This is a genomic window from Fundidesulfovibrio sp., assembly GCF_058402725.1.
Genome location: NZ_JBZVFJ010000172.1, coordinates 1 through 6,191, shown reverse-complemented (window position 1 = coordinate 6,191; position 6,191 = coordinate 1). Strand labels below are relative to the sequence as shown.

General features: G+C 71.3%; 8 protein-coding genes. 2 read left to right on the top strand and 6 right to left on the bottom strand.

The features are described from left to right. Window positions 1–192: 192 nt before the first annotated feature. A complete protein-coding gene (locus ACV4UX_RS16500; RefSeq protein WP_491594378.1) occupies window positions 193–1,578 on the top strand; it encodes an MFS transporter in 1,386 nt (461 codons plus the stop codon). Then, a complete protein-coding gene (locus tag ACV4UX_RS16495; RefSeq protein ID WP_491594377.1) occupies window positions 1,575–2,492 on the top strand; it encodes a TolB family protein in 918 nt (305 codons plus the stop codon). The genes ACV4UX_RS16500 and ACV4UX_RS16495 overlap by 4 nt, the downstream gene beginning before the upstream one ends. Before the next feature lie 42 nt (window positions 2,493–2,534). Here the strand turns inward: ACV4UX_RS16495 and der are convergent, their stop codons facing one another. The 6 genes from der to ACV4UX_RS16465 form a co-directional block, all read right to left on the bottom strand. Beyond that, entirely contained in the window at window positions 2,535–4,166 is a 1,632-nt protein-coding gene (gene der / locus ACV4UX_RS16490) for a ribosome biogenesis GTPase Der (protein WP_491594376.1), read from the bottom strand. 82 nt (window positions 4,167–4,248) lie between these two features. After that, window positions 4,249–4,446, bottom strand: coding sequence for a hypothetical protein (locus ACV4UX_RS16485; RefSeq protein WP_491594375.1), 198 nt, complete (start codon window positions 4,444–4,446; stop codon window positions 4,249–4,251). Continuing rightward, window positions 4,436–4,897: a hypothetical protein gene (locus tag ACV4UX_RS16480; protein ID WP_491594374.1), complete on the bottom strand. Its 462-nt coding sequence runs from the start codon at window positions 4,895–4,897 to the stop codon at window positions 4,436–4,438. The genes ACV4UX_RS16485 and ACV4UX_RS16480 overlap by 11 nt, the downstream gene beginning before the upstream one ends. Before the next feature lie 5 nt (window positions 4,898–4,902). Next, window positions 4,903–5,454: a cysteine hydrolase family protein gene (locus ACV4UX_RS16475; protein WP_491594373.1), complete on the bottom strand. Its 552-nt coding sequence runs from the start codon at window positions 5,452–5,454 to the stop codon at window positions 4,903–4,905. A gap of 76 nt (window positions 5,455–5,530) precedes the next feature. After that, window positions 5,531–5,881, bottom strand: coding sequence for a cupin domain-containing protein (locus ACV4UX_RS16470; protein ID WP_491594372.1), 351 nt, complete (start codon window positions 5,879–5,881; stop codon window positions 5,531–5,533). Window positions 5,882–5,894: 13 nt separating this feature from the next. Next, window positions 5,895–6,191, bottom strand: a 297-nt coding sequence (locus ACV4UX_RS16465; RefSeq protein WP_491594371.1) for a thiamine phosphate synthase, incomplete at its 5' end; no start/stop codon positions are given.

Sequence of the window (6,191 nt, the reverse complement as noted above, 5' to 3'; positions counted from 1 at the left end):
TGCCGGGTCCGGGCGGAGCCCGGCTGGGTGCAGGGCAGCGCCCTGCCGGGTCCGGGCGGAGCCCGGCTGGGTGCAGGGCAGCGCCCTGCCGGGTCCGGGCGGAGCCCGGCTGGGTGCAGGGCAGCGCCCTGCCGGGTCCGGCGGAGCCCGGCTGGGTGCAGGGCGGAGCCCTGGCAAGAGAATGGAGGCTGCATGGACGAAGTAGAGCGCCGGTCGTTGGAGGCGCAGGCTGCGGTGGGCCTGGCGTCGTTTCTCACGCCGTTTTTGTACGGCGCGTTGTCGGTGGCCATGCCGACGATGAGCGTGACGTTCGGGTTCACGCCGCGCGAGATGGCCATGGTGATGATGGTGCATTTGTTGTTTTCCACGGCGTGCATGCTGTCCTTCGGGCGCTTGTCGGACTTCATCGGGCGCAAGGGGTTGTTCATGACCGGGAGTTTGCTGTTCACGGCGAGTTCGCTTGTGGGCGGTTTTGCGCAGGACGCTGGGGCGCTGTTGGCGGCGAGGGCTTTGCAGGGTGTTGGCGACGCCATGACGTTCGGGGTGGCGGGTGCGATCCTCTTCGGGATCGTGCCGCCGGAGCGCACGGGTCGGGCGGTGGGTTTCAACGTGATGTTCGTCTTCGCGGGGTTGACGCTGGGGCCGCTGGTGGGCGGGGCGCTCACGTCGTGGTTGTCTTGGCGCGTGATCTTTTTCGTGTGCGCGGCGGCGGGCGTGGCGGCGTGGTGGCTGATCCGCCAGGGCTACAGGGAGCGGCCGGGGCGCGGCGCGGGGGCGATGCCGTGGGGCGACGCGGCGTGGTTCACGGCGTCGATGCTGGGTTTGATCTATGGCGTATCGTTGCAGCCGTCGTGGCGCGGGGCGGCGTTGGCGGCCGGGGCGGTGTGGATGCTGGCGCGTTTCGCAAGGGGCCAGTCCGGTCGGTCGCATCCGCTGGTGGACGTGGACTATCTGGCGTGCAACCGTCCGTTCGCGCTGTCCAACGCGGTGTCCGCGCTGGGCTACGCGGCGGCGTTCTCGACCAGTTTTTTGTTGAGCCTGCTCACGCAGTCTGTGCTGGGGATGGCGGCGCACGATGCGGGCTTTCTGTTGCTGGTGCAGCCGCTGGTGCAGGCGCTGGCCTCGCCGCTGGCGGGGCGTCTGGCGGACCGGCTCCCGCCCGGGCGCGTAAGTGCGGCGGGTCTGGCGGTTTTAGGGGCGGGCCTGCTTGCCGTGGCGTGGGAAGGAAGCGCGGCCACGGCATGGTGGATCGCCGGGGTGCAGGTGGTGCTGGGGCTCGGGTTCGCGCTCTTCGTGTCGCCCAACTTCCAGGCGGTGATGTCCAACGCGGACGCAGGCCACAAGGGCATGGCCTCGGGACTGATGGCCACCATGCGCGGTTTTGGCATGTGCGTCTCCATGTCGGCCACGGGTCTGCTGCTGGCGCTGCTGGCCGGGGGGGCTGGCCCGTCGATCCCGGTGGGGGCGCTGCAGGCGTGCTTCGTGCTGTTCGGCGTGCTGGGACTGGGCGCGGCGTGCCTTTCGTGGCATACGTCCAATGTGGTGTCCACGTGCGAGACACAGGAGGCGGCGGGATGAAACGCAGGGACTTTCTGGCAGGGCTGGGCGTCGCGGCGCTGTGCGCGCGCGGCTGGGGAGAGGCCCGGGCGGCGGGGTCGGGCTGGCCCGTGGTCTATGAATTCAAGGGGGCGGTGTTTCTTCTGCCAGCCGACGGCGGCAAGGCGAAACGCCTGGGACGCGGCGGCCAGCCCACGCTGTCGCCGGGCGGGACCCGGGCGGCGTGGGTGGAGGATGCGGGCGGCAAGCCGAGGGTGGTGGTCTGCGAGACGGCCACGGGCGCGGTGAAAGCGCTTGCCGGACCCGAAGAGTTCCTGCTGTCGCCGCGCTTCTCGCCGGACGGCGCGAGCGTGGCGTGGGTGCGCCGCTCCCAGGGGGGCGACGCGCTGATGCTGGCGCGCCAGGGGCAGGCCCCGGCGGAGCTGGTGCGCGGCGGCAAGGGGGGGACGAGCCTTTTCGAGCCCTTGTGGACGCCCGACGGCGCGCACGTGGTGACCCAGGACATGAAAGAGCTGACCTTCTGGGGCCTGGACGGCAAGGCGGCGCGGAAAATCCCCCTGGGCCAGCTCACGGGATCGGGGACGAAGATGATCTCCAGCGCGGACCGTTTCGCGGTGCGCCCGGGCAATCCGGGCCAGATCGCGTTCAGCATGGCGGTGGAGGGCACGCCGCTGTTTCGGCGCAAGGTGCCGGACGTGAGTTCGTCGCTGTTCCTGCACGACGCGGCTACGGGCAAGGCCCAGGCGCTCACGCCGCCGGAGCTGACGGCCTTCGCGCCCGCGTGGACGCCGGACGGCCGGGCGCTGGTGTTCTGCGGCTACACGGACGCCCAGGCGGGCGGGGAGTACCCCTTCCGCGTGTGGACCCTGGAGCCCGGCGGCAAGGCCGTGGATCTGTGCCCGGGGGCGGACCCCATGCCGCCGTCGGGGAAGTGAGTCCGGGCGGAACGTGAGGGCAGGCGGCGTGAGCCCCCTGCCCTACCCCTTCTTCGTGCCGGGCCTGGGCGGGCGCGAGCGGCCCGTGCCGGACCTGTCGCCGGGCCGGGTGCTGGAGGGCTTGGGCTTGCCCGCGCCGGACCTGGGGGAACGGGCCTTGGGAGCGCCAGTCCTGGAACCGGAAGGCTTCGGGCCTGCGGGCTTCGGCGCGGCGGGCCTGGGCGATGCGGGCTTCATGGGCCTGTCCTCGGTCTCCACCGACTTGGCCACCCGGTCCGATCCGGCCCGGGGCGAGCGCTTCTTGGGCGTTCCGGGCTTCTGGGGCGCGGGCCTGGGGCGCTGGATGATGTCGCCGTCCTCGTTGCGCTGGCGGCTGCCCCGGAACATGAGCTTGATGGGCGCGTGGCGGATGCCGAAGAGCTTGCGCAGCTGGTTCTCCAGGTAGCGGGCGTAGCTGGCCTTGATGCGCTCGGGATCGTTGACGAAGAAGACGAACGTGGCGGGCACGGTGTCGGTCTGGGTGAGGTAGTAGAACTTGGGGCGCTTGCCCTTCACCAGGGGGGCCTGGTGGCGCTCCACGGCCTCGCGCAGCAGGCGGTTCAGCTCGCCGGTGCCCACGCGGATGCGGCACTCCTCGCGGATGGCCCGGGCCGTGGGCAGCACGTCGCGCAGGCCCTTGCCCGTGAGCGCGGAGACGAACAGCACGGGCACGTGGGGGCAGATGCGCAGCTCCTGGCTCATCTCCTGCTTCAGGGCCGAGAGGCCCTTGGCGTCCACCAGGTCCACCTTGTTCACGGCCACCATGAAGGGGACCTTCTCCTTGTCCAGGTAGGCGATGAGGCGCTTGTCCTGCATGGCCAGCCCGCCGGGGCCGTCCACGGCCAGGATGGTCACGTCGGCGCGCCGTCCGCTGCCCAGGGCCGTAAGGCTGGCGATGCGCTCCAGGGAGTCCTCGATCTTGGTGCGACGGCGCACGCCCGCAGTGTCCACGAACACGGTGCGCCGTCCGTCCTTCTCGAAGGCCACGTCCACGGCGTCGCGGGTGGTGCCCGCCTCCTCGCTGACGATGAGGCGCGCGTCACCCACCAGGGCGTTGATGATGGAGCTCTTGCCCGCGTTGGGGCGGCCCAGGAGCGAGAGGGTCAGCTCGGTCTCGGGGCGGTCGGCCTCGTCCTCGAACTCGGGGAGGCGGGCGAGCATGTCGTCCACCAGGGTGCGCATGCCGAAGCCGTGCTCGGCCGAGACCGGGGCCAGGTCCAGGCCCAGGGAGTGGAAGTCGGCCGTGTAGAGGGCCTCCTTCTCGCCGCCGTCCACCTTGTTCACGGCCACCAGCACGGGCTTGCCGGACTGGCGCAGCAGGCCCGCCACGCGCTCGTCCTCGCTGGTGATGCCCTCGCGGCCGTCCACCACCAGGAGCACCAGGTCGGCTGCCTCCACGGCGCGCCGGGCCTGTTCGAGCACGTCCACCTCCAGGCCCTGGGGGTCTTCCAGGGTGAGGCCGCCGGTGTCGATGAGGTTCACGGGCACCCCGGCCAGGACGGCCTCGCCGTCCAGGCGGTCGCGCGTGACGCCGGGGCGGTCGTGGGTGATGGCCTTGCGCTTGCGCAGCAGGCGGTTGAAGAGCGTGGACTTGCCCACGTTGGGGCGGCCGATGATGGCGATGGTGGCTGGCATGGCGTATCCGTAGCGTGTCCGGCCCGCGATGGCTAGCGCCTGGGCCGGGAAAAGGGGGATGCGTGCGCGGTCTTGGCCTGCGTCACGCGGCGGGCTCGCGCCGGTCGGCCCCGGGCGGGCCGTCCGTTCCCGGAGCAGGCTCCGGGGAGGGGGTTGTTGCCTCATGGAGGCCCTGTTCGTCAACCGCCTTGGCCCGGGCGAGCGAGAGGCAGAGGCGGCGCAGCTCCGACACGCGGCGCAGGCGCTCCGTGACGGCCCCGGGGGACATGTCAACGTCCAAGGTCCGCCTCCTCGCCCAGGGCCTCCAGGTCCGCGCGGTCCTGAAGGCTCAGGCGCAGACGCTTGAGGCTCGCCAGCCCGGCCTTGTCCACCACCACGATGCCGCCGCCCTCCCAGGGCAGCCGCCTGCGCGTCTCCCAGGCGCCGCGCAGGGCGTCGCCCACCTCGATCATGTCCAGCGGCAGGGCGTCGGCCGGTCCGGGTTTGCTCAGCCGGTGCAAGCGCACCGCGCCGCCCGCGAACTCCATGGGCGCGGCGGGCAGTACGTAGCCCTGTTCCCGGGCCGCCTCGGCCATCCGGGACAGGTCGGAGGTCAGGACGAGCACGTCGATGTCCATGGTGGCGCGCGCCACGCCGTGCACGGCCATGGCCAGCCCGCCGCAGAGGGCGTAGGCGATGCCTTTGTCGTCGAAGGCCCGCAGCAGCGAGCGCAGTTCGCCCAGAAGGTCCATGGCGCTCACCCCAGGGCCGAGGCCATGTCCTTCACGCCCGCGATCTCGGCGTAGACCGCGCCCAGGGCGGCCAGGAAGGCGGCGTGCACCTTGCCAGCCTTCACCTCCTCGTGGCCGAACTCCAGGTCGCGCGTGGCGCAGGCGTCGGCCAGCACCAGGCACTGGTAGCCCAGGTCGAAGGCGGCGCGCACGGTGGCGTCCACGCACATGTGGGTCATCATGCCCGCGAAGGCAACGCGCTTCACGTCGGCCTGGTCCAGGATGTCCTGGAGTCCCGTGCCCCGGAAGGAGTTGGGGAAGTGCTTCACCACCACCTGCTCGCCCTCCGCCGGGAGCACGTAGGGATGGAACGACACGCCCCGCGTGCCCGGCACGAAGAACGTGGCCCCGGGCCGCACGGAGAGATGCTGCACGTGGACCACGGGCCAGCCCTTCTCGCGGAACCAGCCCAGGGCGCGCCCCGCCTTGGCCGCCGCCGCCTCGGAGCCGGACAGCTCCATGGCCCCTCCGGGAAAGTAGTCCATCTGGATGTCGATGAGCACCAAGGCCGTTTTCATGGGGGTCCTTCCTGAACTGGGGTTCGCGCGCCGTTTCCGGGGCGGCCCGGAAGCGGCGTCCGTTGCTCCTGCCGCGCTACATCTCGGGCGCGAAGGAGGGCACCAGGCAGACCACCGCCAGGGGCGTGGTCCCGGTGTTCCTGATCTGGTGCTCCTCGCCGCCGGGCACGAAGACCACGCTGCCGGGACGCACGGCATTCCACGCGCCGTTGCCCAGCACCTCGCCCTCGCCCTGGTGGAAGAACATCTCGTGCTCCCAGTCGTGGGAGTGCCTGGGCGTGTAGCCGCCGGGCTCGATCTCGAAAAGACGCATGCAGAAGTGCCCGGCCCCGTCGTCCTTGCCGATGAGCACGCGGCCGGAGACGCCCTTGACCTTGTCGCTGTCGAAGGTCACGGCGTCCACCGCCGGGAAATGCTTGAGTTCCATGATCCTGCTCCTTCTACGCCCGGAGCGCGGCCGCCAGCGAGCGGACCCTGGACTCCACGTCCGCAGCCCCCACGATCTCCGTGACCAGACAGACCATCCTGGCCCCGCAGGCGCGCACCTGGGCGATGTTGTGTTCCTTGACGCCCCCGATGGCCACGAACGGCAGCTCGATCTTTTCGGCCACGTAGCGCAGGTAGTCCAGGCCCACGGGGTCGCAGACGTCCTTCTTGGTCTTTGTGGCGAAGATCGGCCCCACGCCGATGTAGTCCACCACGCCCGAGGACTGGGCCGCGCGCGCCTGGGACGGCCC